Source organism: Nitrospirota bacterium, assembly GCA_020851375.1.
In the GTDB taxonomy this organism is placed as follows: domain Bacteria; phylum Nitrospirota; class 9FT-COMBO-42-15; order HDB-SIOI813; family HDB-SIOI813; genus RBG-16-43-11.
On record JADZCV010000022.1, the window covers coordinates 36939 to 62705 of the forward strand.

Annotated in this window: 29 protein-coding genes and 1 tRNA gene; 21 read left to right on the forward strand and 9 right to left on the reverse strand. The window is 48.8% G+C overall.

What is annotated here, in order from left to right:
- Window positions 1-4: 4 nt before the first annotated feature.
- The 3 genes from IT393_04575 to mtnA all read right to left on the reverse strand — a co-directional run bounded on the left by IT393_04575 (window position 5) and on the right by mtnA (window position 2640).
- A complete protein-coding gene (locus IT393_04575) occupies window positions 5-400 on the reverse strand; it encodes a helix-turn-helix transcriptional regulator (protein MCC7201925.1) in 396 nt (131 codons plus the stop codon).
- A 16-nt stretch (window positions 401-416) separates the two neighbouring features.
- On the reverse strand, window positions 417-1532 hold the full coding sequence (gene dnaJ, locus IT393_04580; GenBank protein ID MCC7201926.1) for a molecular chaperone DnaJ: 1116 nt from the start codon (window positions 1530-1532) through the stop codon (window positions 417-419).
- Window positions 1533-1611: 79 nt separating this feature from the next.
- Window positions 1612-2640 (reverse strand): S-methyl-5-thioribose-1-phosphate isomerase, encoded by a 1029-nt coding sequence (mtnA, locus tag IT393_04585; protein MCC7201927.1) that lies wholly within the window; start codon window positions 2638-2640, stop codon window positions 1612-1614.
- Window positions 2641-2731: 91 nt separating this feature from the next.
- Between mtnA and mtgA the strand changes: the two genes are divergently transcribed.
- The 12 genes from mtgA to IT393_04645 all read left to right on the forward strand — a co-directional run bounded on the left by mtgA (window position 2732) and on the right by IT393_04645 (window position 14463).
- Window positions 2732-3496, forward strand: coding sequence for a monofunctional biosynthetic peptidoglycan transglycosylase (mtgA, locus tag IT393_04590; protein ID MCC7201928.1), 765 nt, complete (start codon window positions 2732-2734; stop codon window positions 3494-3496).
- 342 nt (window positions 3497-3838) lie between these two features.
- Window positions 3839-4441 (forward strand): Fic family protein, encoded by a 603-nt coding sequence (locus tag IT393_04595; GenBank protein MCC7201929.1) that lies wholly within the window; start codon window positions 3839-3841, stop codon window positions 4439-4441.
- A gap of 105 nt (window positions 4442-4546) precedes the next feature.
- Entirely contained in the window at window positions 4547-4963 is a 417-nt protein-coding gene (gene rnk / locus IT393_04600) for a nucleoside diphosphate kinase regulator (GenBank protein ID MCC7201930.1), read from the forward strand.
- A 238-nt stretch (window positions 4964-5201) separates the two neighbouring features.
- Window positions 5202-6674, forward strand: coding sequence for an IMP dehydrogenase (guaB, locus tag IT393_04605; GenBank protein ID MCC7201931.1), 1473 nt, complete (start codon window positions 5202-5204; stop codon window positions 6672-6674).
- The gene (gene guaA / locus IT393_04610) at window positions 6671-8218 is read left to right on the forward strand and encodes a glutamine-hydrolyzing GMP synthase (protein ID MCC7201932.1); all 1548 of its coding nucleotides are present in this window, start codon (window positions 6671-6673) and stop codon (window positions 8216-8218) included. The genes guaB and guaA overlap by 4 nt, the downstream gene beginning before the upstream one ends.
- Before the next feature lie 115 nt (window positions 8219-8333).
- Window positions 8334-9086 carry an rRNA pseudouridine synthase gene (locus IT393_04615; GenBank protein ID MCC7201933.1) on the forward strand — a complete coding sequence of 251 codons (753 nt, stop codon included), beginning with the start codon at window positions 8334-8336 and terminating at the stop codon, window positions 9084-9086.
- Between the two features lie 123 nt (window positions 9087-9209).
- The gene (aspS, locus tag IT393_04620; GenBank protein ID MCC7201934.1) at window positions 9210-11003 is read left to right on the forward strand and encodes an aspartate--tRNA ligase; all 1794 of its coding nucleotides are present in this window, start codon (window positions 9210-9212) and stop codon (window positions 11001-11003) included.
- A 151-nt stretch (window positions 11004-11154) separates the two neighbouring features.
- The gene (locus IT393_04625; GenBank protein ID MCC7201935.1) at window positions 11155-12195 is read left to right on the forward strand and encodes a phosphoribosylformylglycinamidine cyclo-ligase; all 1041 of its coding nucleotides are present in this window, start codon (window positions 11155-11157) and stop codon (window positions 12193-12195) included.
- A 328-nt stretch (window positions 12196-12523) separates the two neighbouring features.
- Window positions 12524-13165 carry a phosphoribosylglycinamide formyltransferase gene (locus IT393_04630; GenBank protein MCC7201936.1) on the forward strand — a complete coding sequence of 214 codons (642 nt, stop codon included), beginning with the start codon at window positions 12524-12526 and terminating at the stop codon, window positions 13163-13165.
- Between the two features lie 170 nt (window positions 13166-13335).
- Window positions 13336-13671 carry a PilZ domain-containing protein gene (locus IT393_04635; protein ID MCC7201937.1) on the forward strand — a complete coding sequence of 112 codons (336 nt, stop codon included), beginning with the start codon at window positions 13336-13338 and terminating at the stop codon, window positions 13669-13671.
- A gap of 28 nt (window positions 13672-13699) precedes the next feature.
- Window positions 13700-13775: transfer RNA gene (locus IT393_04640), tRNA-Ala, on the forward strand.
- A gap of 502 nt (window positions 13776-14277) precedes the next feature.
- Entirely contained in the window at window positions 14278-14463 is a 186-nt protein-coding gene (locus IT393_04645) for a hypothetical protein (protein ID MCC7201938.1), read from the forward strand.
- Window positions 14464-14466: 3 nt separating this feature from the next.
- Here IT393_04645 and IT393_04650 read toward each other — a convergent pair whose 3' ends face one another.
- A complete protein-coding gene (locus IT393_04650) occupies window positions 14467-15867 on the reverse strand; it encodes an SEC-C domain-containing protein (protein ID MCC7201939.1) in 1401 nt (466 codons plus the stop codon).
- Window positions 15868-15919: 52 nt separating this feature from the next.
- Here IT393_04650 and IT393_04655 point away from each other — a divergent pair, with 52 nt between their 5' ends.
- The 3 genes from IT393_04655 to IT393_04665 are packed head-to-tail and all read left to right on the forward strand — an operon-like array spanning window position 15920 to window position 16871.
- Entirely contained in the window at window positions 15920-16174 is a 255-nt protein-coding gene (locus IT393_04655) for a hypothetical protein (GenBank protein ID MCC7201940.1), read from the forward strand.
- 24 nt (window positions 16175-16198) lie between these two features.
- Window positions 16199-16660 (forward strand): hypothetical protein, encoded by a 462-nt coding sequence (locus IT393_04660; protein ID MCC7201941.1) that lies wholly within the window; start codon window positions 16199-16201, stop codon window positions 16658-16660.
- Window positions 16661-16706: 46 nt separating this feature from the next.
- Window positions 16707-16871, forward strand: a complete 165-nt coding sequence (locus IT393_04665; GenBank protein MCC7201942.1) for a hypothetical protein — start codon at window positions 16707-16709, stop codon at window positions 16869-16871.
- Between the two features lie 347 nt (window positions 16872-17218).
- Here IT393_04665 and IT393_04670 read toward each other — a convergent pair whose 3' ends face one another.
- A complete protein-coding gene (locus IT393_04670; GenBank protein MCC7201943.1) occupies window positions 17219-17578 on the reverse strand; it encodes a type II toxin-antitoxin system VapC family toxin in 360 nt (119 codons plus the stop codon).
- Window positions 17579-17581: 3 nt separating this feature from the next.
- Window positions 17582-17776, reverse strand: a complete 195-nt coding sequence (locus tag IT393_04675) for a type II toxin-antitoxin system VapB family antitoxin (protein ID MCC7201944.1) — start codon at window positions 17774-17776, stop codon at window positions 17582-17584.
- Window positions 17777-18353: 577 nt separating this feature from the next.
- Here IT393_04675 and IT393_04680 point away from each other — a divergent pair.
- The 4 genes from IT393_04680 to IT393_04695 all read left to right on the forward strand — a co-directional run bounded on the left by IT393_04680 (window position 18354) and on the right by IT393_04695 (window position 21837).
- Entirely contained in the window at window positions 18354-18704 is a 351-nt protein-coding gene (locus IT393_04680; protein MCC7201945.1) for a DUF4258 domain-containing protein, read from the forward strand.
- Window positions 18673-18927: a type II toxin-antitoxin system MqsA family antitoxin gene (locus IT393_04685; GenBank protein ID MCC7201946.1), complete on the forward strand. Its 255-nt coding sequence runs from the start codon at window positions 18673-18675 to the stop codon at window positions 18925-18927. Before IT393_04680 ends, IT393_04685 begins: the two co-directional genes overlap by 32 nt.
- Window positions 18928-19168: 241 nt before the next feature.
- The gene (locus IT393_04690) at window positions 19169-19456 is read left to right on the forward strand and encodes an HU family DNA-binding protein (GenBank protein MCC7201947.1); all 288 of its coding nucleotides are present in this window, start codon (window positions 19169-19171) and stop codon (window positions 19454-19456) included.
- Between the two features lie 248 nt (window positions 19457-19704).
- The gene (locus IT393_04695; GenBank protein MCC7201948.1) at window positions 19705-21837 is read left to right on the forward strand and encodes a hypothetical protein; all 2133 of its coding nucleotides are present in this window, start codon (window positions 19705-19707) and stop codon (window positions 21835-21837) included.
- A gap of 298 nt (window positions 21838-22135) precedes the next feature.
- Here the strand turns inward: IT393_04695 and IT393_04700 are convergent, their stop codons facing one another.
- The gene (locus IT393_04700) at window positions 22136-22534 is read right to left on the reverse strand and encodes a cupin domain-containing protein (GenBank protein MCC7201949.1); all 399 of its coding nucleotides are present in this window, start codon (window positions 22532-22534) and stop codon (window positions 22136-22138) included.
- 226 nt (window positions 22535-22760) lie between these two features.
- Between IT393_04700 and pyrE the strand changes: the two genes are divergently transcribed.
- A complete protein-coding gene (gene pyrE / locus IT393_04705) occupies window positions 22761-23342 on the forward strand; it encodes an orotate phosphoribosyltransferase (protein MCC7201950.1) in 582 nt (193 codons plus the stop codon).
- A gap of 5 nt (window positions 23343-23347) precedes the next feature.
- Here pyrE and IT393_04710 read toward each other — a convergent pair whose 3' ends face one another.
- Complete coding sequence (locus IT393_04710; protein ID MCC7201951.1) at window positions 23348-24316, reverse strand: N-acetylmuramoyl-L-alanine amidase; 969 nt, start codon at window positions 24314-24316, stop codon at window positions 23348-23350.
- Window positions 24317-24433: 117 nt separating this feature from the next.
- On the opposite strand from IT393_04710, the gene bcp reads away from it, so the two are divergent.
- The gene (gene bcp, locus IT393_04715; protein MCC7201952.1) at window positions 24434-24922 is read left to right on the forward strand and encodes a thioredoxin-dependent thiol peroxidase; all 489 of its coding nucleotides are present in this window, start codon (window positions 24434-24436) and stop codon (window positions 24920-24922) included.
- Here the strand turns inward: bcp and IT393_04720 are convergent.
- Window positions 24906-25553 carry a YceH family protein gene (locus IT393_04720; GenBank protein MCC7201953.1) on the reverse strand — a complete coding sequence of 216 codons (648 nt, stop codon included), beginning with the start codon at window positions 25551-25553 and terminating at the stop codon, window positions 24906-24908. The genes bcp and IT393_04720 overlap by 17 nt on opposite strands.
- Window positions 25554-25767: the final 214 nt, after the last annotated feature.

The following is a 25767-nucleotide window of genomic DNA, read 5'->3' on the forward strand; positions in this document are numbered from 1 at the left end:
TATTTTACCTGCCTTTCCCCACCTTGACCCTTATTACCTTACGGGTCTTTCTTCCGGGATAATTTTCTCCGGATATATCCTGTTTGTGACTAAACTTTGTTAACTCCTTCCTGAGCTCCTCCTTAAGATAGGTCATCAGGTCCCCCATCTCCCTCTGCATCTGGTCCACCTGATCCCTCATCCTGAGGATAATTTCAATTCCTGCCAGGTTTACACCCATGTCGCGGGTAAGATGCAGAATGAACTTTAACCGTTCAACATCCCTCCCTGAGTACAGTCTCGTGTTGCCGTGTGACCTCCCGGGTACTACAAGCCCCTCTCTTTCATAGAGACGCAGGGTTTGAGGATGGATTTCAAGCATCTGCGCAACTATACCTATCATATAAAGCGGGGTGTCCATATCATCCTTCAGCACCTTACTTCCTCCTCAGTATCTTTTCCCGTGGATTTTCTGCATATAGCTCAGAAATTTTCCTGAACAGCTCCTTGTCAGCATCCGCAATGTTCCTGGGGATAGTTATTATCACCTTTACATACTGGTCCCCGCTGCCTCCACCTTTAAGAAGAGGCATCCCTTTTCCCTTAAGCCTGAACAACTGACCGCCCTGTGTGCCGGCTGGTATGGTCATAGAGGCAGTTCCATCCATAGTGGGCACCTCTATCCGGGCGCCGAGGGCTGCCTCGCTCACTGTGACAGGAACATCACAATAGAGGTCGTTTTCCTTCCGTTCATAGAATCTGTCAGGGCGGATTGATGTTATTATGAAGAGGTCTCCGCTCCTGCCTCCCCTTAATCCTGTCCCGCCCTTTCCTGCAACCCGAACCTTTGTCCCGTTATCAACACCCGGAGGTATCTTAACCATTATTTGTTCTGATTTTGGTTTTATACCCCGGCCGCCGCACACCGGGCATGGAGGCGAAGTGCGCCCCAGGCCGTTGCATTGAGGACAGGTGGAAGAAACGCGCATAAACCCGGTTCCGCTGTCTACTTTACCTTTTCCATTGCAGGTCTTGCAGGTGGTCTTTTTTGCCCCAGGGTCTTCTCCGCTGCCGTTACATCGTTCACATGGTGTTTCTTTCTGGATTGTTATATAGGTAGATGTGCCGTGATACGCATCTATGAGGTCAATCTCAAGGTTATAATGCAAATCCCTGCCTGGTTCAGGGGCCGGCTTTGACTCCCTGCGCCCTCCGAATACATCTCCAAATACATCTTCAAAGATGGAGCCAAAGCCCCTGTCCTGAGCGGTTCTCTGATCAAACCCGCCGGACCATGCCCTGAACCCGTCGTTTGCCTGGGCGCCGGTCTCAAACGCTGCATGCCCAAAGGAGTCATACTGCTTTCGCTTTGCCGGGTCGCCAAGCACCTCATAAGCCTCATTCAACTCCTTGAAATGCTGCTCAGCCGCTTTATTGTTGGGATTGAGGTCAGGATGGTATTTGCGGGCAAGTTTTCTGAATGCCTTCTTAAGCTGCTTCTCGTCAGCATCCCTGCTGACCCCAAGTATTTCGTAGTAATCCTTTTTGGCCATGTATCAAGTCCTCTGGATGAAAATATAACAACAATTATATAATAAGACTTGAGTGCGGCATCGTCAAGGTTGCAAATGCCTACGGCGCCAGGTTATGGATGTCCTGAGGTTTGAATGCGCCCTTTTCAGTGATAATTGCAGCTATATATTTTGCAGGCGTGACATCAAATGCCGGGTTTGCGATATTGACCTTTGCAGGCGCTATCCGGACTTTGCCAAATACGTTTGAGACCTCTGAGGCATCCCTCTCTTCGATCGGGATATGATCACCGGATGGTATGCTGAAGTCTATGGTTGACACAGGGGCCGCTACATAAAATGGTATGCCATGCTCTTTGGCCAGGACTGCCACGCTGTAAGTCCCGATCTTGTTCGCAGCATCTCCGTTTCGTGCAATGCGGTCAGCGCCGACTACGCACAGGTTAATCATTCCCTTTTTCATGAAATATCCTGCCATGTTATCAGTAATAAGTGTGACATGAATCCCGTCTTCCATTAGTTCCCATGCGGTAAGCCTGGCACCCTGAAGCACCGGCCGCGTTTCATCTGCAAAGACTTTTATCTCCTTGCCTTCCTCTTTGGCTGCCCGGATTACTCCAAGCGCTGTCCCGTATCCTGCAGTAGCAAGTGCGCCTGCATTACAATGGGTCAGTATAGTATCCCCGCTCCTGATAAATTGAGAGCCATGCCTCCCCATTGCCTTGTTTGCAGCTATGTCCTCTGTCAGTATCAGGTTTGATTCTTCGAACAATATGTCTTTAATGATATTTACTGGTTTTTCCTTGTTTGTGATGGCAACCTTCTTCATGCGCTCGATTGCCCAGAAGAGGTTGACGGCAGTAGGCCTTGTTGATCCAATGTGACTGCAGATCTTCTCCATTTCACTGTAAAATCCTGCAAAGTCAATTGCCCTTACTTCCCTGACTCCCAGTGCAATCCCCATTGCAGCAGCAACACCTATGGCCGGAGCCCCGCGGATGATAAGCTCTTTTATCCCTTTGGCAACGTCCTGGTAAGTCTTGCAGTCAAAGTATATAACCTCGACAGGCAGTTTCGTCTGGTTCAGCATGCTTACAATGCCATTCTTCCATTCAATTGTTGGTACCATGAGTTCTCCCTGCTGTTAATTTACTTAAGTTTTAAACAATCCAGGGGTATTTGTCAATCAACAAAAAACATGACAGAATATGGGCGTTATAATGAAAAGGGTTATATACATAATTCTATTATCACTTGCCGCCGTGTCCCTGGTCTGTCTTTTCTTCTTTCCAAATGTCTCCGGCTATAAAATGAAAAACCCGAAACGGACATCCATGATGGAGTTCAAGATGGCTCAGTGGAAGAAGAGCGGGGAAAATAGGAACATTTTTCAGGTCTGGGTGCCTCTATCAAAGATATCACCGTACCTCCTGAAGGCTGTGTTGATTGCTGAAGATGACAAGTTCTGGACCCATGAGGGATTCGACTACGAGGCCATACAAAAGGCGGCTGAAAAAAATATAAAGGCAGGGAAGTTCAGGGCAGGGGGCTCTACAATAAGCCAGCAGCTTGCCAAGAACCTGTTTCTTACGCCTGAAAAGTCTATCATAAGAAAGGTACGAGAGGCCATAATAACGTGGCGGATCGAGCGGGCATTGTCAAAAAGGAGGATACTTGAGCTTTATCTCAATGTTGTAGAGTGGGGCGATGGCGTATATGGCGCAGAGGCTGCAGCAAGGCATTATTTTGGAAAGAGTGCGCTGGAACTTGACCCGTTTGAGGCAGCGAGGCTTGCCGTAGTGCTGCCAAATCCTGTCAGATATAACCCTGCGGGTGAACAGAAGTATGTAATAAACCGTTCAAATATAATCTACAATATAATGGTACGGCGGGGTATTGTTATACCTGTATATGACGAGATTCAGGAGGAGAAGGCTATTGATGAAGGCCAACCTGCTGATATTCAGTCTGACGCTATACAGTAAATCTTGCAATCTTCCCTGTTTTTATTTAACATGGCTTCAGGATGAAAAAGGTAATTTCATATTATACCTATTATTTAGCCGGTTTCTCCTGAGAGAAAAGTGATTGTCCGAAACCCGAATCCATGCAGGAATAGATGTCATGACAGCGGATAGCAGCGAGTCCAATGAACCTGATGCGTTAGAAACAAAGTTTCGTAAATGGCGGGCTCAGCACAAAACACCGGGCACGGTAGTCGCTGCCCATAGGGAAGTCCTGCTGGAACGGGTGGCCCAATCAATGACATTCGAAGGCGAACCTATTACGGTGGATCGTCTTAAAATCCTGTTAGATCAACTAGACCAATGGACGAAGAAGAAGAAAAGTTAGGATCAACCCGGTCGTTTGAGACAAATGAAGGCGAGCTTACCTATACGGAAGTCTCAGAAAGGCTTGCCGTCTCGCTTGCCAGGATGCTCTCTCAGCTTTTACAGAATCCACCCCACGAGATCGTTGTCACGCCCGATTGGCTCTGTCAGAGACACCAGGAACTCGCCGGGCACCTGTTTCCTGAATGGGCTGGACGGTTTCGTACAACTGATGTGAAAGTGGGTACACTGGAGCCGCCGGCTTATTACAAAGTACCGGTTCTCGTGCGGTCTTTCTGTGACGATTTGGCCGAGAGGCTGTGGCATGTGGACGATGATAATCTGCACGATATCGCTGCTTTCCTCGCCTGGGTGGACTGGCGGTTTCAGTGGATACATCCCTTCAAAGATTTTAACGGCCGCATTGGCCGCCTGACGCTGGCAGCGCTTCTTTACAAGCTTGCCCTGCCCCCTGTCGAAACTGCACCCACGAGCCCGGAGGGGCGTCGTGAATATCTCGAAGCCCTGCGAGCCGGTGATGCAGGCAATCTCGCTCCGCTTCAAAAATTATGGATCCGGCGGCTCGGAGAGGCAATCTAACCGCTGGTGTTGACTGGATCATGCAAACGTGTAATCATTGTCAGGATTGAAAAGATCCCGGCACTTGTTAAGTTCTGACGCTGGCACTCATGATGGGAGGCATTCATGGCAAAAAGAAAGTTGTTTATTACTGAGTATGACAAATCGAGACTCGAGGAACTCATTGCGGTGGCCGAGGAGTTTGGCCGCCATGACAGGAAGGATCTGGAGTCTCTGTCAGAAGAATTGGATAAGGCAGTAGTAGTGTCTCCCAAAGATGTGCCTCCAGATGTGGTAACAATGAACTCAAAGGTCGTCCTGCGTGATCTGGATACTTCTGATGAAATGACCTATGTCCTTGTTTTTCCAAGAGATGCAAACATCAGTTTGGGGGCTATCTCGGTTCTCGCCCCTGTGGGCACGGCGATCCTTGGATACGCTAAAGGTGATGTTGTGAAATGGTCTGTTCCGTCTGGAGTGCGCCGAATCCGCATCGAGAAAATTCTTTACCAGCCCGAAGCGGCCGGAGATTATCATCTATAATGTAAGCGTGCGGCTGCACCTGATGCGGCTATAATGCCAGTTAAAGAGTTGGCTGGAGTTGTCGCCAGGCTCTGTAGCGGAGCATCCCCCCTTGCCCCGGCGGCATCGCTGGTGAGCCGTCACACTCAATGGATATACACCCTAATAAAGTAACTTGACGTCCTTCTCCCTATTTTGATAACATCACATAACATTTTTTAAGGGAATCCTTTGTAAATTAAGGTAGCGGAGGTAGTTTATGCTAAATCATGACATGGAAGAGGCGGTTACTTTCGATGATGTCGTATTAGTGCCGTCAAGGGCAGATATTCATCCAAAGGATGTTGATACCAGCTCACGGCTGACAAAAAATATCAGGCTTAATATACCTATTGTGAGCGCTGCAATGGATACTGTAACCGAGGCCCGGTTGGCTATAGCTATTGCAAGGGCCGGTGGCATAGGGATTATGCACAGGGCAATGGCCCCGGAGAAACAGGCCGCTGAGGTGGAGATGGTCAAGAAGTCCGAGAGCGGGATGATTATGCGGCCTGTAACAATCTCTCCCCATCAGAAGATATTTGATGCACTTGAGATTATGAAGAGGTACAGGATATCAGGCATTCCTGTGACTGAGAACGAAAAGCTGGTAGGCATACTTACGAACAGGGACCTGAGGTTTGAGAAGAGGCTTGACCTTGCTGTCGCCGATATCATGACAAAGGACAACCTTATTACCGCACCCGTTGGCACTACACTCGAAGATGCGAAGGAGATTCTGCAAACCAACAGGATTGAGAAACTGCCAGTTGTAGATGAGGCATTCAACCTCAAGGGTCTTATTACAATCAAGGACATTGAGAAGAGGATACAACACCCTAATGCGTGCAAAGACCAGATGGGGAGGCTAAGGGTAGGCGCTGCAGTTGGTGTCGGTGAAGACGAGAAGAAGAGGGTGGAACTCCTTATTGGCGCTGGTGTGGATGTTGTCGTGGTTGACACTGCGCATGGTCATTCCATAAGGGTGATCGAGATGGTCGGGTATATAAGGAAGAGGTTCCCTGACCTGGGCATCATGGCAGGGAATATAGCCACTGCAGAGGGTGCAAAGGACCTTATAAATGCAGGCGTGGATTCGGTCAAGGTTGGCGTAGGCCCGGGATCCATTTGCACTACGAGGGTCGTGTCAGGGGCTGGTATGCCCCAACTGACGGCCATATCAAAATGCTCTGATATTGCAAAGGCCCATGGCATCCCTGTTATTGCTGACGGCGGCATTAAATATTCGGGAGATATAGTCAAGGCCATAGCAGCAGGTGCAGATGCAGTGATGATCGGCGGACTTTTTGCAGGGACAGAGGAGAGCCCGGGAGAGGTCGTGCTGCTGCAGGGCAGGAGCTACAAGGTCTATCGCGGCATGGGTTCCCTTGGGGCAATGGAGAGGGGCGGCAGGGACAGATACTTCCAGGAAGGTGAGACGAGTGAGAAAAAGCTCGTACCTGAGGGCATAGAGGGCAGGGTACCATATAAGGGAACGCTCTCAGCAGTAATATATCAACTCGTTGGCGGATTGAGATCCGGCATGGGTTACTGCGGCTGCGGTTCCATTGAAGAGTTAAAGGCAAAGGCAAGGTTTGTGCGTGTTACTTCAGCAGGTTTCAGGGAAGGGCACGTCCATGACGTGATAATAACAAAAGAGGCCCCGAATTATCATTTGGAAGGTGAAGTGTGAAAGATATACATACAGACAAGATTCTCGTACTTGACTTTGGCTCTCAGTACACACAGCTTATTGCGAGGCGTGTGAGAGAGGCCAGGGTCTATTCCGAGATAATGCCCTATAATGTCCCGTTTTCCAAAATCAGGAAATTCAATCCCAAAGGGATCATACTCTCCGGAGGCCCATCGAGCGTCTATCAGAAGGGCGCGCCGCTTTGCTCGCGCGAGGTGTTCAGGTTGAATGTCCCTGTGCTTGGCATTTGCTACGGCATGCAGCTCATGACGCACCTCTTTGAAGGTAAGGTTGGAAAGGCCCAAAAGAGGGAATACGGCAAGGCAGAGCTGTATATTGATGATGATACAAGTATCCTTGAGGGTATAGGCAATGGTTCGGTCGTGTGGATGAGCCATGGGGACAAGATAGATGCAATGCCGGAAGGTTTTTCAGCTATAGGACATACTGCAAATTCCCCTATCGCTGCGATGGGTGATGACAGGAGGAGGTTTTACGGACTTCAATTTCACCCTGAGGTAGTACACACGCAGTTTGGGACGAGGATCCTCCACAATTTTGTTTACAATATATGCGGCTGTTCTGCCACATGGACGATGAAGTCATTTCTTGAATATTCCATTGAAAATATAAAAAAGAAGGTGGGCCGCAAACACGTCATATGCGCACTCAGCGGCGGGGTTGATTCCACAGTAGTTGCAACCCTTGTCAGCCGTGCAGTCGGCGGACAGCTTACCAGCATTTTTGTCAATAATGGCCTGCTTCGAAAGGATGAGGCAGAGAAGGTCCAGCAGATGTTCAGCGAGACACTGCACCTGAACCTAAGATATGTTGATGCATCTGAATCATTCCTCGAAAAACTCGAAGGTATTACAGACCCTGAGAAGAAGAGGAAGATTATTGGAAGAGAGTTTATAAGGGTATTTGAAAAAGAGGCCAAAAAGACCGGAAAGGCAGAGTTCCTTGCACAGGGGACCCTCTATCCGGATGTGATAGAGAGTGTATCGTTCAAGGGGCCGTCTGCAACTATCAAGACCCACCACAATGTTGGGGGGCTTCCGACTAAGATGCAGTTTGCCCTTATCGAGCCGTTGAGGGAGTTATTTAAGGACGAGGTGCGGGTTCTTGGTAAAGAGCTTGGCATACCTGACGAGATCCTCTGGAGGCAGCCATTCCCAGGTCCAGGTCTTGCGATACGGGTCCTTGGAGACGTAACTGAAGAGCGGTTGAGCATCCTAAGAGAGGCAGATGCGATAGTGATTGAAGAGATAAAGAGAGAAGGGCTTTACAAAGATATATGGCAGTCGTTTGCAGTGCTCCTTCCTGTCAAGACAGTAGGTGTGATGGGTGATGAGAGGACTTATGAGAACGTCGTTGCTCTCAGGGCAGTGACAAGCATGGACGGGATGACAGCAGACTGGGTGAAACTGCCGTATGAACTCCTTGGCAGGATATCCAACAGGATTATTAATGAGGTTAAAGGGGTGAACAGGGTAGTTTACGACATTAGTTCGAAGCCGCCAAGCACTATAGAGTGGGAATAGTTGTTGGAAGTCGTCATTCCCGCGCAAGCGGGAATCCAGTGACAGGTAATAGTTGTCGTGATGATGCGACCGTCATTCCCGCGTAAGCTGGAATCCAGTTTGATTGGAGATAAATTTGCAGGAGAGGTTGCAGAAGATCATATCAGCGGCAGGTGTAGCGTCAAGGCGGAAGGCTGAAGAGCTTATAGTGGAAGGGTGTGTCACTGTCAATGGCCGTATTGTAAGCGAACTTGGCGCCAAGGCTGACCCGGAAAAGGATGCAATAAAGGTCAGCGGCAAGCTTATCCATCTTCCCCAGAGTAAGACCTACATCGTCCTGAACAAACCAAGGGGATACATTACCTCTATGAAGGACCCTGAGGGGAGGCCTGTCGTAACGGAGCTTCTTAAAGGCGTCAAGGCAAGGGTGGTCCCGGTAGGACGGCTTGATTACGATACTGAAGGCCTCCTTATCCTGACAAATGACGGAGACCTTGCGCACTCCCTTATGCACCCCTCGCATGAGATAACCAAGACATATCTGGCCAAGGTCAAGGGGGTCATTGAGGATAGCGCTATTGAAAAATTGAGAAAAGGTGTAAAACTGAGAGAAGGCCTGACCGCTCCTGCGACGGTAAACAAGTTGAAAAAGACTGATGCCAACTGCTGGGTTGAGATTACTGTTCACGAAGGGAGATACCGCCAGGTCAGGAGGATGCTGGAGGAAGTAGGGTATCCGGTCATAAAGCTCATCCGCGTAACTTACGGCCCGTTGGCCCTCGGGAATGTTCCTCTGGGCAAATACAGGCATCTGACGCCGGATGAGGTAAAACTCCTGAAGGATGAGTCAACAGGAGTTATCAGGAAAAGGACAGCAACAGGCAGGTAGGCAATTCCGGGGACACCATACTTAATTCTGTAATTTTACAGAATTAAGTATGGTGTCCCCGGAATTAAAGAAAAATCCCCCTTAGTCCCCCTTTTCAAAGGGGGAAATTAGTTCCCCCCTTTAATAAAGGGGGGATGGGGGGATTTGGTTGGGGATTTTCACGTGAAACGTACACACTACTGTGGTGAATTGAGAAAGAGCGATATTGGCAGGAAGATATCTCTAAACGGCTGGGTCAACAGGCGGAGAGACCATGGGGGCCTTATCTTCATTGATCTGCGCGACCGAGAGGGGCTTGTGCAGGTCGTGTTTAATCCTGAACGAGACAGCAATGTCCATAAGACAGCCCATGAACTGCGAAGCGAGTATGTCATCTCTATAGATGGCGAGGTTGCAGCAAGACCGCAGGGCACGGAGAACAGCAAACTTCCAACTGGCGACGTAGAGATATTAGCCAATAGCCTTACCATACTGAATACATCGAAGACTGTCCCCTTCCCGATAGATGAAGAGACAGAGGTAGCAGAAAATCTGAGGTTCAAATACAGGTATCTCGATTTAAGAAGGGAGACGCTCAGGAATAATCTCCTATTCCGCTACAGGTTTTTAAACTCAGTAAGGGCATTCCTTCATGAGAAGGGCTTTATTGACGTAGAAACCCCGTTTCTCACCAAGAGCACGCCTGAGGGTGCAAGGGACTATTTAGTACCGAGCAGGCTCAATCCGCAGACCTTCTATGCGCTGCCCCAGTCTCCCCAGCTCTTCAAACAGATACTCATGGTGGCAGGCTTTGACCGCTACTACCAGGTAGTTAAGTGTTTCAGGGATGAAGACTTGAGGGCAGACAGGCAGCCGGAGTTCACCCAGATTGATCTTGAGATGTCCTTTGTTGACCGCGAGGATGTCATTTCACTGATGGAGGAGATGCTCGTCAGGGTGATAAAAGAGACCAAAGGGATTGATGTAGCGACCCCATTCCCGAGGATGTCTTATAAAGAGGTAATGGACAGATTTGGGATTGACAAGCCTGACCTCAGGTTCGGGCTTGAATTAAAGGACATATCGGACATTGCATCTCAGGTTGATTTCAAGGTCTTCAAACAGACGATCGAGCAGAAGGGTATTGTAAAGGGGATTTCACTGCCGGGTCTTGCCGCCTCCTCGCGAAAGGAGCTTGACGACCTGACAGAGTTTGCAAAAGGTTATGGGGCCAAAGGGCTTGCATGGGTGAAGGTTACAGAGAATGGCTTCGAGGCGCCAATAACCAAGTTCTTCTCACAGGATCAGTTAAAGGGCATTGCAGAGAGATTGGGCGCTGGAAGCGGCGACTTGATGATCTTTGTCGCTGATAAGCCAAAGGTGGTCAATGATACACTGGCCCAGATAAGACTGCAAATGGGGGATCGCCTGAATCTGATAAATAAGGATGAGTACTGCTTCCTATGGGTTATGGATTTTCCTCTCCTCGAATATGATGATGAAGAGAAGAGGTATGTTGCCATGCACCACCCCTTTACCTCACCGATGCCCGAAGATGTCCCGAACCTCGACACCGACCCTTTGTCTGTGAGGGCAAGGGCCTATGACATAGTAATGAACGGTTCAGAGATCGGCGGCGGCAGTATTCGTATACACACAAGGGAATTACAGAAGAAGATGTTTGAGAAGCTCGGTATCAAAGAAGAAGAGGCAGAGGCAAAATTCGGCTTCCTCCTTGAGGCCCTTGATTATGGCGCACCTCCTCATGGCGGGATTGCCTTTGGAGTTGACAGGATAATAATGCTGTTGACCGGTGCAGAGTCCATACGCGATGTGATAGCATTCCCAAAGACACAGAAAGGAATCTGCCCCATGACAGACGCCCCATCGCCGGTAGAGCAGAAGCAATTGAAAGAGTTGCACATTAAACTCGATTAGTAATTCTGAGTAATTGTCATTCCCGCGTAAGCGGGAATCCAGAATCAGGGTGGGCATTGCCCACCTTAACAAGTTGCAGGATAGTCGGGACATTCATGTCCCGCTATTTTAAAAGCGCCGGCCTTCATGGTCGGCGATGAGCTGACTTAACATGACAGACCACCTTACCTACAAACAGGCCGGTGTAGACATAGACGCAGGCAACGAATTTGTCCGCCTCATCAAACCCCTCACAGAGGCCACGAAGAGACCAGGCGTCCTCGGCGGCATCGGCGGATTTGGCGGTCTGTTCCAATTAGACACGAAAAAATATAAAGACCCCGTGCTTGTCTCAGGCACAGATGGAGTTGGCACCAAACTGAAGCTGGCCTTCATGATGAATAAGCACGACACCATCGGGATAGACCTCGTGGCCATGTGCGTCAACGACATAATAGTCTGCGGCGCTGAACCGCTGTTCTTCCTCGATTATCTCGCCACTGGGAAACTCGTGCCTTCCATGATGGTGGACGTAATGAAAGGCATCAGCGAGGGATGCAGAAGTGCAGGATGCGCCCTGATCGGCGGAGAGACCGCTGAGATGCCTGCCATGTACCATGATTCAGAGTACGACCTCGCAGGGTTTGCAGTTGGTGTAGTGGAGCGGGAAGGTATCATTGATGGCAGTAAGATAAAGCCTGGAGATAAGATCATCGGCCTCGCATCTTCCGGACTCCACAGCAACGGCTATTCCCTTGCAAGAAAGGTCGTGTTCGACAAGATGGGCTTCAAGCCGTCAGACAGTGTGGATATACTGAGCAGGCCAATTGGTGAAGAACTACTGACGCCTACGAAGATATACGTTAAGACAGTACTCCATTTGATGAAGCATTTTGATGTAAAGGGAGTGGCACACATCACAGGCGGCGGCCTTACAGAGAATATACCAAGGGTTCTGCCTGAAGGGACAGATGCAGTCCTCTATCCAGGGAGATGGAATGCCCACGCCATATTCTATCTTATCGAGAAATGGGGCAATATCGAAAGGGATGAGATGTACAGGGATTTTAACATGGGTATCGGAATGGTGCTGATACTGCCTGAGGAACAGGCAGAAGAAGCCTTCAAAGAGCTCGAAAAATGCGGAGAGCAGCCATACATAATAGGTGAGATAGCCGAAGGCAGCAGGACAGTAGTTTACGAAAAGGGATAAGGCAGCTAAATAGGCGCATTTTCGGATGAGCCGTCATGAGACTGCGCTCACAAGGTATCGTAAAAACGTCATTCCCGCGGAAGCGGGAATCCAGACCGAAGCCTGATTCTGGATTTCCACCTCCGCGGGAATGACGGGTAGATGTGTCCTCTGTGTCTTTGTGGTAAATAACGGGTTTTTCGGATGAACCGTCATGAGCCCTTCGACAAGCTCAGGGCTCACAATGGATCGTGAAAACGTCATTCCCGCGGAAGCGGGAATCCAGACCGAGGCCTGGTTCTGGATTCCCACTCCCCGCTTAAATCCTGCGGGGACAGGTTCCGTGGGAATGACAGGTACTAAGGAGCATTTTCAGGTGAACCAGCATAAACTCAGGATCGGCGTCCTCGCCTCTGGCAGGGGCTCAAACCTCCAGGCTATCATAGATGCATCAGAACAAGGCAAGATCAATGTCCAGGTCGTTGTCGTAATCAGTGATGTGGCCGGTGCCTATGCCCTTGAGCGGGCAAAGAAGCACAACATCCCCGGCGTCCATGTCAATCCGAAGGCCTTCAAGACAAAAAAAGAATACGAACAGGCGATAGTAAACAGATTGAGAGAACATGATATAAGGCTTGTAGCATTGGCCGGATACATGAGACTCGTAACAGACGTACTTATTGACGCATTTGACGGGAATGTAATGAACATCCACCCCGCGCTACTTCCATCATTTAAGGGTTTACATGCACAGCAACAAGCGTTAGAATACGGGGTGAGGTACTCAGGCTGTACAGTCCATTTCGTAACGATTGACGTTGATGGCGGACCAGTCATCCTCCAGGCAGTAGTGCCTGTCCTTGCCAATGATACTGAGGAGACATTATCGGCCCGGATACTTGAGAAAGAACACATAATCTATCCGGAGGCGGTCCAGCTTTTTGCAGAAGGAAGGTTGAAGAGAGACGGGAACAAGGTGTTCATTATTTGACAACCCAGCAAGAAGTCTTTGCAACGTACGAATTCGTAAAAAGTCCATATGCAAGGCGCGCAAATCCTGAGGAATGAGGCGTACTTTTTGGTACGCCGCAGTGACGAAGGATGCAGCGCAACGCCGCAGATGGATTTTTTACGAATTCGTCACATGACCGGAGGTGCTATATGGAAGACAGGAGAAGAAACAGAAGGATCAGAATGGTCTCGCATCTCGAAGTAATGGTAAAGGGCAACGGCACCCACATCAACGCCTTCTCGACAAACCTCAGCCGCAACGGAGTCGGTTTCTGCACCGGAAAAGAAATAATGGCGAATCAGGAAGTGGAAATAAAGATGTATTTCGAAAACCCATCGAAGCAAAAGACTATGGAGACCATCCCCTGCAGGATACAATGGGTAAAGCAGATAAGCCGCATATACGAGGCAGGCGCCCAGTTCATCACTGCCGACCTGAAGGACTACCCAGTCCTGTCCCAGCATGTCAACCACTTAGAGCCGTAATCAGACTTCCCTGCCATTTCTTTACCATGGGGGGTTAGCTCAGTTGGGAGAGCGTGGCGTTCGCAACGCCAAGGTCGCCGGTTCGATCCCGGTACCCTCCACCAAAGTTTTCAAGGGGTTGCGGCGCTTGCGAAAACATCTTTTCCCTTCACTGTAAGAAAGATATCACCACCAACCTATGATATTAACCTATGTGTTACCTATTTGGAGAGGGTAATCGACGCGTCCATTTTCAACAGAATATTCTGGCGTTACTTCCGAAACATTGAAAATGTCCCAGTACGGCTCCAAGGTAATGCAAAATAGGAAGTATAATAGCCTGCTTAGTCTTTGCCTCATCATACTCAGAAAATTGAGGATTCTCTTTTAGACTTTTAACAAAGCGTCTTAGTTCTTACGAAGCCCGGCATCAGATGGGTTCAGAAGAGTTTTTTAACAAATACACCCGGGGAATGTTGTCGGATGATGCGGAGTTTATTGAGTGGGCCAATGACTACCGTCACTATTTGCACCTTCATCAGGAAGTGGTAAGAAGGCTGCAGAATGTTGCATGAGGTTCTGGCTGGCAAATAGAGCTGGTTCTGCATCCTGGGTCAAGAAGTTGCAATGGTCCATATGAAAACAATCTCGGGTGGACAGACAGGGGCTGACAGGGCGGCCCTGGATGTGGCAATAGAGGTGGACATGGACTACGCCGGCGCTGTACCAAAGGGCAGGATGGCAGAAGACGGGTCCCTTTCTCCTGAAAATAGTTCTGTCATAAGGGAGGGGTCATTACTGTTATTTGACTGAATATCAAAAAGGGTTGTTGCGTTCTCTTTCTAGCCCCAATTCCTTCCACAGCCATCCGAAATCATACGGGATCTTTCCTCGGCGGGCTGCATGGGCCTCCATATTCTCCATCTCCTTGAGCAGATTGATGACTTTGGGCCGGAATGTCTTGAGCTTTACAGCGTGACGGGGTGTCCGATTCGATAACGCGGGAATCTCCTCTTCCAGCCAGTCCCTGTAGCGCTTATCAAGAAAGGTCTTCATGATTGATGCCTGAACCTCCTCCGGGATCTCCTCCTTTTTCTTTGACTCCTTACGGGGAGGATATTTTATCGCCTGGGACGGTTCCTGGTGTTCCGATAACCGGTAGGCGATGCTATCCCCGGCGATCTCTTCCAATATCTTTCTGCATCGCTCACTCCGTTCATTGGAGAGGGTTTCTATGACCACCCGGTCCTTCCGGAAGGTCAGTGCGGCAAGAGATCGATAGCCTTCGGAGGTCTTTTCCCGCCAGGTGTAGTGGTCTGCCTCGATCCGTTCCATATCGGGATGTTGTTCGATGGCGGATCTCAGTTGGGCCGGATCCCTCACAGTAAAGACCGCTTTTGTGAAGAGAACGGGGTCTCCATCATGGGTCACCATCGTTGGCAGCGGCGGAAAGACCACCCAGTCGATCCACCAGTGATTGAACATCATGCCGGTCCGTTTGAAGAACGCCGTATCGTCCTTTCCCGGGAATTGCCGTTGAAATAGCTTATATTCTGATTTTAGTTCCTTTAAGAGAAAGGTCTTTGCCCTGGCCGGGAAGTTAAAGGCGGCCCCCTCGAGCACCCAGATATCATCCTTTTCGTTCATGAGACGGGTGGCCATCAGATCCCACTGAGCGAAGCAGTGAGTTGCTGATTTCTCCTGTACCTGATAGGACTCTCCGGTCCAGAGGTCTTTCAACAGGAAACCCCGGTCCATGTCGACCTGCAGCACTTCATATAACCTGAGATGGGTTTTCATCACCTTCTTTAAATGAGACAGCTCATAAGGGGGCAGGCGGGATCTCTCCCTCTCAAGGAAGATATCAGCGACTGTCTTTCCATCTTCAACGTCCATATCAAATAAGAACCAGGTGTTAAAGTTGATCTCACACTGTTCTCCCACTTCTTCCACCCTGCGAATCTCATCATCAGACCGGTTCGCCAACCTTCCTCCCCAGAACAAGGTCATGCCGATATCCTTGTCCATGGCGAATTCCTCAGTAGACGCAAATTGCAGGAGTTTCCGGATCACCGAAACCGATTCAGACCCTGCAGATGGTTCCGGCTGGTTGTTTGTTCCGGTAAAAAGGGGGGTGACATCCCTTTCCAGGCAGCACTTCTTATACTTCTTCCCGCTGCCACAGGGGCAGGGATCATTACGGCCTATCTTTCCCATTTCGCCGTATTCTACACCAAAATAGTTGCTATATCTATAGATATAGAATCCGTTGAACCCAATAATCGGGGAGGGGATAGGTCATCTCCCCTTTTTAAGCGGTTTATACGATGTTTTCTCTTTATCCCTCCAATGGTTCTATGATAGAATTATCATGCTCAATAATATTGTAACAGCCTATGTTCCTTCTCTGGATAAATGGGAAGAGGGTTTTAAGGTAAGGAGGAAACGGTTATTAAATGCATGTTTTGTAATGTTCTTAATGAAAAAGGTATGGTATTCTGATTTTGTCCTGAGGATAATGTAGTGTAGTGCAAGGCAGGGAGAACGCATGAAACTCATGATATTTTATGAATATGCCGGCAGCACGGAGTTGGTCTATAAGTGTCTGGACATCGAAAATGACGATGAGCCGGCTAAGGCAGTTGATGATTTTATAAAATGCCTTCGCGGGTGGGGCAAGGCAAAAAGGTTTTCACTCAGTAAAGACCCTCAGATGCCGGAGCCGGGTTTTGTCGCATGCTACATGAAGGATGAAAAAGGCGGCAATCGCGCTGGATCTGCCCGGAAAAAGCTCACGGTGAGTTTCCATGTCCGGGAGGAGAAGAAGGCCGCTCCCTTGAGGGAAGAGTTCTGCTCCTTTGTCGACGCGCTTCAGAATGATTCCCCAGAGGGCCGTAAGACCTTTAAGGAAGCGGCAAATAGCCCTGAGGTCCATGATTTTGAAGTGGAGTATCTAACGGAGTTTCTTCTGATGCATGTTCGCAGGGGCAGAAATAACTTACTTCAATAGAGTTGGTTGCGTATAATACAAGTATATGGTGACAAATAATATCGTTTTGAAAACAGGAGATATCACGGATTCGGTTGTGGACGCTATTGTCAATGCCGGGAATACATGGCTCAAACTGGGAAGCGGGGTGTCAGGCCCCATCAATCAAAAAGGAGGGATATCCCGTATCGTAAAATCTGAGATGATGGCTGATCCTAAAAAAGAACAATAAAAAATATCCATAGAAATATAATTTGCAGCTGGGAGACAGGGTTGCATTTAGATTGAACGGCGAGACCTATAACGGAGTGCTGGCACGGATAACCAAGCGTGCAACCGTCATGGTCAATAACTCAGGTGGGCCTATTATGGATTCCAGCGGCAATCGTTATGTCAAGTGGTATGTGCCTGTACATTATTTGGAAAAACGATAACTGCTCTGCTGGCGCCATTCCTGATGATCCGGTAGGGGAGTCTGAGGATATAATCCTTGGAGGGAGGATTAAGAGGATGTTGCTCAGGGGATAGTCTTAAATTCAAACGAGGGAATCCTTAGTTTACAGCCAAGATCGTTGTTTCTTATGGAAACTGTAGTCCCAGTTTTAAAGAAACCTCATTCAATTTTTTGTCGAGTGTCCAAATTCTAACTTGATTCAATAAACCAGCGGTGAGCAGATGCATATCAATGTAACCAAGCCCCTTCCCCATAAGTCTATAATTCTCTATGAAATGCATCACTTCTTCATGCTCTGCCGGCGGGGCAATGGGAAGTGCGTTGAGTAGCGAGAGGATTTCTGTCCTATTTTTCAGATTTCCACAAGCCAACTCTCCAATAATAAAAGAATGACAAACGACGTCCCCATAATTCAATAGTCTTTCAAGTTCAGGGTTTTCATCCCGCAGGTGTGATACCCATACTGAGGTGTCAACAAGAACCATCGGTCACCTTACGGTTCTCCTGCGGGGTATCATCTTTAGCCCCTTCTCGGTCCCCCCCAAAATGGCAAGTCTTTTTCCGCTCTCCCTTGCAATAAGCGCCTCCAGACCAAGTTTTATAAGGGAAGTTTTTTCCTTAATTCCTGTCAACTTTGATGCCCTGTTGAGCAATTCATCTTCTATGTTTACCGTTGTTCTCACAGAACCTCCTTTCATGATATGCGCTATAATATGCATAAGTATGCATATGTAATATGCAATTGTCAATAGCGATTCTACCTGCTGGACAGACTGCAAGTCAACCGATGGAGTCCATAATTTGCTCTAACATCAAACTTAAGGTGGCATTGAGGGATTCACCCCAAAACACTGTGATAAAAATGTGATAAAATCCTTCAAAAAGGGCATAAAATATAAAAATAGATAGAATCAATAGAGGGTGGAGAACCCCTTGATTTCTATGTCAAAATGGGAGACCAGACCAGAAATCAAGGGGTTATGATTTTTGCTCTTTTAGTGTTAGCAACGCCAAGGTCGCCGGTTCGATCCCGGTACCCTCCACCAATGTTTTCAAGAGGTTGCGGCGCTTGCGAAAACATCTTTTCCCTTCACTGTAACCAAAATGTCACCGGCCCGATCCAGGATGTTGACGCCATGCCTCAGGGGACACGCGCCAAACAATGGTTGACAGATTACCCTGGAATTTGTAGATTACAGACAGTAATTATATGAGACAAATGACAATGGGATTTGCAGTCAATAAATCAAGAGTTCATTCATGCTTATAGAAGAAAAAGAAATCTTCATACGCCAGAAGGCTAATGGACATATCCCTGAAACTAATGAGAAGATTTTATGGTCATTACATGCTGTTAAAAAGCTTAGAGTAGAAGATTTAAGGAAAGCAGAGGTAGAAGATTCCTTAAAAGAGTGTATAATAATTGAGGACTATACTATGGAAGGGAGACCGCTGCCTGGTTGTATGGTTTTGGGATTTACAGGCACTACCCCTATTCACTCAGTAATAGCGATTGACAAGGATTTTGATAGGATATTTGTTATAACTGTTTATAAACCTTCTGCGGAGAGGTGGGAAGATGATTGGAAAAGAAGAAAAGCAAAAGATTAAACAGTGCCCTCTATGTGGAGGAAAGATGCATGACGGTATCACTGCAGCACCATTTATTATAGAGAATAAAATTATTGTTATTAAAGATGTTCCTGCTGAAATCTGTTCAGATTGCGGAGAATCGTATATGAAAAGTAGCGTGGTTGATAGGATTGAAAACCTGCTGGACAGGCTTGAGGATCTCGACTCTGAAATGTCAGTCGTTCACTATAAGGTTGCATGACTCAATGATGTACGGCAATAGGGGTCAGGTCTTGCAATCAAGCATGAATTAAGATGTTGTTCATTCTTAAGGCCTGTGTATATTGCCACGGATTTATGTAATGAGGTATTCCTTCCTGGAGTCATAAGCTCGTTTGCAAGACCTGCCCCCCATTTCTCTTAAGCGCCACTTGATTCGCGCTCCCTTTTCCTGTAAACTTCAAAACGGTTTTTTAAACCAACCAAAACAAGGAGGAGTCCCGATGGCCAAAGCAAAGACGAAGTCGCAGATTGTGGAACACCTTTCCCAAAAGACCAGCCTTCCCAAGAAGAGCGTAACCGAGTTTCTGGATGAACTGATGTCCCTGGCCTACAAGGAAGCGAAGAACGGATTTACCCTGCCCGGATTGGGAAAGCTCGTGGTGGTAAACCGCAAGGCCAGGATGGGACGGAATCCACAGACCGGTGAGGCGATCAAGATCCCTGCAAAGCGGGTACTTAAGTTCCGTGTGGCCAAGGCTGCCAAGGATGCTGTCATGGGTGTCAAATAGATCCGATCTTGTGTCTTGAATAAGTAGAATGCGAGAGGGGGGCACCCCTCTAAATTGTGATAATTTTATGGCCCCATTCCGCTGACATCAGACCTCATTAAGATCTTTAGTTGGCAGGCGGCGCTATTGGTTTGATCTTGTATCTGTTTTGCGCCATGCTGCGATTCATGATAGAGTGAATGAGAGAGTTGCAAAAGCCGGGAAGAGACGGGTTCATGAAGACGTGGATTTTGTAAAGAGGTGCCAGAATGACCAATCCAAAGCACATGCCTTATTTTGCAATCATCATTATAGCAGCCTTGACTGCTGCACTGCTTACGGCATGTGGCGGAGGTGCTGCCGGAGTCGATGAGGATAACATCCCTCCTGACAGCGGAACAGGTGCCGATGGAGTGACCATTTATTGGAAGCATTACGGGACTGGCTTTGGCGCAGGTTGGTCGGTACAGGAGACACTCGATGGTGGTTATATCGCAGCTGGTTACGAGACGACTGGTCAGTCGGATAAGGCGGACGTCTATGTAGTGAAGACTGATGCGCATGGCGATGTGCAGTGGCAGGGGTGGTTCGGCGGGACAGGCTGGGACGAGGGTCATTCGGTCCAGCAGACAGCGGACAACGGCTTCATCGTAGCGGCCTGCATGGACTGCGATTCTGATTCCAGAAACTTCTATTTTCTCAAACTTGACGAAGGCGGCAAAAAAGTATGGGAAAAGGACATTTCGGGATCGTCGCTAAGCGGTGCATATGGGGCGCTTGAAAGCAGTTCCGGTCCGAACCCGGATGGGTACGTTCTTGTGGGATCAGACCTTAACCAGGGGGTTGCCCTGATAAAGACAAATCCTGCAGGCGATGTTATATGGCAAAAATCCTTTGCGAGTCACGCTGGCTGGGATGTGGGTTTTGCCGTTGAGCAGGCGGCCGATGAGGGGTTTGTCATCACCGGAACCTACGGGGGAGGAATCGGCCTGATCAAGACCGGGCCGGATGGTGCCGTGCAGTGGAGCAAGACATACGGCCCGGGCGAAGGATGGTCAGTCAGGCAGACCTCCGATGGCGGTTACGTGATCGCGGGACGCACGACTCAGAGTCCCTGGTTTGGCGGAACCGATTCCGGAGACGCTATCGTCATCAAGACGGATAAGGATGGCAACCAGGTCTGGAGCAAGACCTTCGGCGGGGCCGAGGATGACGAGGCGCGTTCGGTCGCCAGGACACTTGACGGCGGGTACATCATCGCCGGAAAGACCAAGTCTTATGGTCCGGGACCGGTTGATCCTGACCAGCCCTGGCAGTGGGAAGATGTGCTCCTAATCAAGCTCGACTCGAACGGCAACCCTATCTGGCAGAAGGTGAAGGGGCATCGCCCTAACAGCAGTGATGGGGCCGCTTCTGTTTATCCGGTGTCTGATGGCGGCTACATCGTTGCCGGCAACAGTAATGCTTACCCAAACGGCACCGTGCTGATTGCCAAGACTGATAAAAACGGCGATACCGTGAATTTGGGTGATGAGGACCTTACCATTACCGTGCCTGGTGTTCAAGGCATGATCAACTTTACCAATGCGATTGATGTTGCATCCGCGGGGGCCCGGGGGATAACGTTGCCGTACGATGTTGGGACCATTGCGCTCGCCGTTCTGTCCGATGTGGCTAACGGCAGACCAGCGGGCGATCTCTGCAACGGCGACAACAACGGGTACAATGCGGCGCTCGTGCCATCGCTGCCGATTGCAACAGGAAGCACGCTTACCGTAACATTCAAGGATTGTGTCAACGGGCCGGGTGGCAGCGAACGCACGCTGAACGGAGGTTTTGTGCTCACGGTTGATAGCTTCACCGGAAGCTTATCGTCGAACTATACAGTACAGACCACGATCAGTCCGATAAATGTCACAAGCGCCGAGTCAGGCGGATCGCTGTCGAACTCGATAACAGGCGGTATCAGGTTCTCCAGGGATGCGGTAGGCGGTAACTTTACGGAGCTGTCACAGTCAATTGACTTGCCGTTGCCTGTTTTGCTTACCTACAGCGAGACTGAGGACAGCGTCAATGTAACCCGTGTCATCGGGCCCTTCGGGATCCACGACAGCGTGGCTGCATCAGGAGCCGGGGCCTATGCGATAGGTCTTGCCGGAGATGCTGCGACAGTCGAAATTCCAGGTTCGACCGCTGGTACGCTCTCTGTGACGGTGCTCCAGACGGTTCAGGGTGCAGGGCCAGGAGCTGCTCCGGGCAGCGGGAGCTTCAAGATTATTGCACAGGACGAAAGCAGCATGACTGTGACTATGGCTGGTGCCGGGATCACGCTTTCAATAGACACGAACGCCGACGATACCATTGACGGGACTATCTCGACCACATGGGATTTCCTGTATTAGTCTCCAGTCCACGAAATTATGAAAGGCATCACCAATTTCAGGAGAACCGTCATGAGCCCTTCGACCAGCTCAGTCTCACCAAGGTTCATGAAAACGTCATTCCCGCGTAAGCGGGAATCCAGCCCGAGGCCTGGTTCTGGATTCCCACTCCCAGCTTAAATCCTGCTGGGACAGGTTCCGTGAAAATGGCAAATACACAGGAACACTTTCAGGTGCTCCTTAATGTTCATGGAATCTGAAACCCCGCGTGGCGAGGGCAGCTATAGATGGCCAATAGACCCGGCTGTGTATACCAGCCTCACTCGGTCGTAGTGCCGTCGAATTCGGCCTCCTGAGCCTCGGCATCTTTCTTTGTCGCCCTGATGATGCCGTCCTTGTGGTGCGGCGGAGAATAGATGGTATAGAGTCTCAGTGCTTCACTCGTCGAGGTGTTCACAACGTTGTGTTTTGCCCCTGCCGGAACGACGACCGCCGTGCCATCACCCACTTCATATTGATTGCCGTCTATTATGACCATTCCCCGGCCTTTCTCAAACCGGAAAAACTGGTCAGTATCATCGTGCACTTCCATGCCTATTTCCTCACCCGGGGCGAGGCTCATCAGCACCAACTGGCTGTATTTGCCGGTGTAGAGCACCTTGCGAAAATTGTTGTTTCCTGTCGTTAGTCTTTCGATGTTATCACGATAGCCTTTCATTTTTTGTCCCCCCCTTATCCATTCTCAGTTTAACAAAGTTCCGGCCTATAATAAAGGAGAGAAATGAAACTTACATTAAAATACCTGTTATTTCTATAGCTGTTGGTTCTATGATGAAATTATAATGCCATTGAGATATAATGGCGTTCCAGTAGCAGCGGGTGGAAGTGGGGTAAACCTCATGAGGGTTTACAGTAAGAAATACTGATTCATTAAACGATTGGAGATGCTCATGACCATGCTTAAAGAATTAACAGACCTTATTCTTGAGAAGTCACTTAAAGTGGCGGATGAACCTGTATTTGAGCTTTCCTCAGGCAGGAAGAGCAATCTCTACATTGACTGCAGAAAGACCACGAAGAATGCGAGAGGCGCCTATCTGATAGGTAACATCATTTACGAAAAGATATCAGGTCTTGATGTGGATGCGATTGGGGGGCTTACCATGGGGGCTGATCCAGTGGCTGATGCAGTAGCATATACGAGCGTGCTCAAGGGTAAATTGATAAACTCTTTTTCTGTGAGAAAGAAGGCTAAGGAGCACGGACTCAAGAGGGTTATTGAGGGTGATGTCAAAAGCGGGGACAGGGTTGTTATTGTTGATGATGTTGCGACGACAGGACAGTCCACTATTGAGGCGATAGAAAATGCAAGGGCCGGAGGTCTCACTGTCGTTAAGGTTATTATTCTGGTAGACAGGCAGGAAGGTGGAAGGGAAAACATCCTGAAGCATGATGTTGATTTTGAAGCGGTACTGACGAAAGAGGACCTGCTGAAAGAATATTACAAAAAACAGAGGAATTCATAATATCATTACGGACCTGACATGGCCGTTCTCTCTTCAGCCTTTTCAAATGTTGCGGTTACTGTCCTGGACGAGTTCATGGTGACTTTACATGGCCTTTTCCCGGTGCATGCCCCGCTCCAGCCGGTGAAATAGGAACCAGTGTCTGGCCTGGCCTTGAGTGTCACACGGGCGTTTTTGCCGGCGCTGGTTGGGATATACATAATACCGGAGCAGTCATCAAAATCCCCATCCCCTGCAATTGCCGGTACACCCTGACAGATTACATTGCCGGTGCCGGTCCCTGATTTAGTAACCTCTACAGGCTGGAACCCGTTGAGAAATTTTCCCCAATCCCTGTCTGTCCACCCATAAGGGTCCATATGATCTCCGACATACGCCCTGCAATCTCCTCTATAACTCTCCGGGATGGTGGTGCAGTCTACGAGGGGTGAATAGTCTGCGTGTCTGAACACCCTGTCTGTATTGATTCTGTAGGTATTCATCAATTGAGCTGTAAGCCGCGCCAGCGCCTTTTGTTGTTTATGTGTGAAGGGTTTGCCTGACCTCTCCTGAACAGTGGTCGAATATAGTTCTATGCCTATCGAAGATAGATTAACGACGTTATCTGTAGAGCGGGTGTGGCGGGCCGCCCGCAGATCATCAAACCTCCGGATGACGGTCCCATCGCGGTCAATATAATAATGGGCGAAGGCACAGGTACTGAGGGAGTGTGCGACCACCTCGTTAAAGGACATTGATGGACTTACGTGGGTGGAGTGTATAATGATCTGGGTGATCTGATCGCTGCCCCTGTCCGGTGTATCACAATCTGCCGGCCTGCTTGTCAGGTCGCCGTATTGTCCTGTTGCCCTGGCCTGCTTTATTTCCTTCAGCACGCCCTTGTCAATGTTGTGCCTGTGCGGCCTCGCTGCCGTTGGGGTGACAACTGCTATGGAGACTATCATGACCAGCATGCATGACAGAAGATATCTCATACAGCAATTTAATACCATTGCAAAGGCCGGCTGTCAATAGAGGTTATAAGATTTGACACCTATAAACAATTTGCAAAACCCGGTGGTTGTATATAGAATAAATAAGGGAGGTATCCTATGAGTGCCAGGAAATCTGCTGTTGGAATAAAAGAAGGTGACAAGGCGCCTGACTTTGTGCTGTCGGATTATGAGGGTAGGGACGTGTCGCTCTCCGGCTTCAGGGGTAAGAAGGTAGTCCTCTATTTCTATCCTAAGGATAACACACCGGGATGTACGAAAGAGGCCTGTTCATTTCGTGATGGTTATGGAGAGATTAATAAGCTGGGCGGTGTTGTGCTCGGGGTGAGTGCTGACTCAGTGGCATCTCACATAAAATTCAGGGATAAATTTGAGCTTAACTTCCCGCTCCTCAGTGATGCAAATAAAGAGGTGGTACAGGCCTATGGCGTATGGAAGGAGAAATCCCTGTATGGCCGTAAGTTCATGGGCATTGAGCGCACGACATTTATTATAGATGAAGAGGGTAAGATTGCCAGGATCTTCCCGAAGGTCAGGATAGATGACCATCTTGATGAGGTTCTTGAGGCGCTTAAAACTGCCCCTTGAATTCTGTAAATGCCCGCTTTAAATCCTCCAACTCCTGGCGAAGCCGTAATAACTCTTCCTCAAGTCTCATGATGTGTTCATCTTCCGGATAATTAGTCTGTACGGGTGATGGTGCCTGACCTGTAATTTCTGTATCTGTCTTTTCCTGTACATCAGTCAACAGGTGTGTGTATCGTGGCTCTTTCAGCCCATGCTGACGGGGGAGCAGCTTTACATAGCCCATTTCCTCAAGGCTCAGGAGTATCTCTTTAACCTCTTCTACGTTGTTAAATTGGTAGAGGCGGTCTGTACGCTCCCGTATCTCGGCTGCTGTCTGCTGGCCGCGCAGGAACAGGACGCAGATTATGGCAGCCTCCTTATTGACAAGATTGCGGGCCTTGAGAAAGTCGTGTGCGTATTTTGAAACCCGGCTCAAATCACTCTGCCATACCAGGCCCTTTCCTTTAAGACTGTCAATGGCGCTTAAAACTGTCTCTTCATCATACGATACAACCGGTTCCCTGCTCGATTTCTGATTGCACGCATTGACGAGTGCGTTTAATGAAAGGGGATAGTAATCAGGGGTGGTCATCTCCTTTTCGATTAGACAACCAAGGACACGCACTTCCGGTTCAGTAAGCTTTAACTCCATAATAGTAAACCCTCCGTTGAATGAGATATTATCAGAATTGTCGCAGTAATGTCATCATAATTTGAACTGTTTATATATTTCCCTTGCAATTGCCATCTTCATGTGTTAGGATGTCTTTCAATTGACGAATCGCGAGGCGGATGTAGCATACCCCTTATTATCAAAACATCACTCCTCAAAAGCAGGGCCATCAGAAACTAAAGAAAGAGTTTTG